Raw genomic sequence first — 1,455 nt, forward strand, 5'->3', positions numbered from 1 at the left:
CAATGAAACTCAATGGAGATAATTATGGAATTCCTGCTGATGCAATACGGTGAAGAACAAAAGATGATGGCCATCCCGCGCGAAGAGGCCAAGCATTTCCATGCCGCTTATGTGGCTTACACCCAGGCGCTGAAGGACGCCGGCGTCTATGTGTCGAACCGCGGCCTGAAGCCGACCGGCGCGTCGACCACCGTGCGCGGGACCAATGTGCAGGATGGTCCTTTCGCGGAAACCAAGGAGCAGTTCGCCGGCTTTTATCTGATCGATGTGGCGGACCTGGACGCTGCATTGGCTTGGGCGCGGCGCCATCCGGCTGCTCCGTATGGCGCCGTGGAAGTGCGTCCGGTATGGGGGCAGTAAGCGCCGCCGAGGCGGTCGCGCGCCAGAGCTACGGCAAGCTGGTCGCCTTTCTGGCGGCCCGCACACGTGATGTGGCGGGGGCGGAGGATGCCTTATCCGAAGCCTTTGCCGCAGCGCTGGCGGAGTGGCCCGTCAGCGGCATCCCGCGTACGCCGGAGGCCTGGTTGCTGACGGTGGCGCGGCGGCGCATGGTCGATGCGACGCGCCGCCGTATCACCGCCGAAGAGGCGGAGCCGACGCTGGTGATGCTGTCCGATGAGATCGAGCCTGAGATGGAAGAAATCCCCGACGATCGCTTGCGGCTGATGTTTGCTTGCGCGCACCCGGCGCTGGAGGCGGGCGTTCGCGCGCCCTTGATCCTGCAGACGGTGCTGGGCTTTGACGCGGGCCGCATCGCTTCGGCGTTCCTGGTTGCACCTTCCGCCATGTCGCAACGCCTGGTGCGCGCCAAGTCGCGCATCCGGCAAGCGGGCATTCCGTTCCGCGTGCCGGAGCGCGATGAGCTGCCCGAACGGCTGGATGCGGTGCTGTCGGCGGTGTATGCGGTGTATTCGGAAGGGTGGGCTGATCCCGCGGGCACCGCCTCTGCCTCGCGTGGGCTGGTTGAGGAGGGGATCTGGCTGGGCCGCTTGCTCGCGGCCTTGATGCCGGATGAACCGGAGGTTCTGGGTTTGCTGTCGCTGATGCTGCACACGGAAGCGCGGCGCTCGGCCCGCCGCGATGCGCAGGGCGAGTTTGTGCCTTTGCTGCAGCAAGATCCTGCGCTGTGGGATGYTGCCGCCATCGGCGAGGCGGAGTCGCTGCTGCTGCGCGCATCGTCTTTCGGACGGCCGGGACGTTTCCAGCTCGAAGCCGCAGTGCAGTCCGTCCACGCCGCCCGCCGTCACACTGGTGTCACGGACTGGGCCTCGGTCGTGCAACTCTACGACGTCCTGCTCGCGCAGACCGGCTCCGTCATCATCGCCATCAACCGCGCGATCGCCCTCGCTGCCGCCCGCAGCGCAGGACCCGACGGCGCCGATCTCGCCGGCGCCCGCGGTGCGGCGCGGGGCGGCGTCGCGCAGGCTGATGTCGCCGCTCCGGCCGACGCAGCAT

General features: G+C 67.3%; 2 protein-coding genes. Both read left to right on the forward strand.

What is annotated here, in order from left to right:
- The first annotated feature begins 24 nt into the window (after positions 1-24).
- A complete protein-coding gene (locus AB4Z11_RS31595; protein ID WP_442030113.1) occupies positions 25-360 on the forward strand; it encodes a YciI family protein in 336 nt (111 codons plus the stop codon).
- The coding region (locus AB4Z11_RS31600; protein ID WP_442030115.1) for an RNA polymerase sigma factor at positions 348-1,455 on the forward strand (1,108 nt) is incomplete at its 3' end. The genes AB4Z11_RS31595 and AB4Z11_RS31600, both read left to right, overlap by 13 nt.

The sequence above is a fragment of the Pseudoduganella sp. RAF53_2 genome, from assembly GCF_052113985.1.
Taxonomy (GTDB): domain Bacteria; phylum Pseudomonadota; class Gammaproteobacteria; order Burkholderiales; family Burkholderiaceae_D; genus Rugamonas.

Coding starts and splice junctions, on each gene's coding strand:
- AB4Z11_RS31595 (WP_442030113.1), top strand. CDS start 25: ATGGAATTCCTGCTGATGCAATACGGTGAAGAACAAAAGATGATGGCC.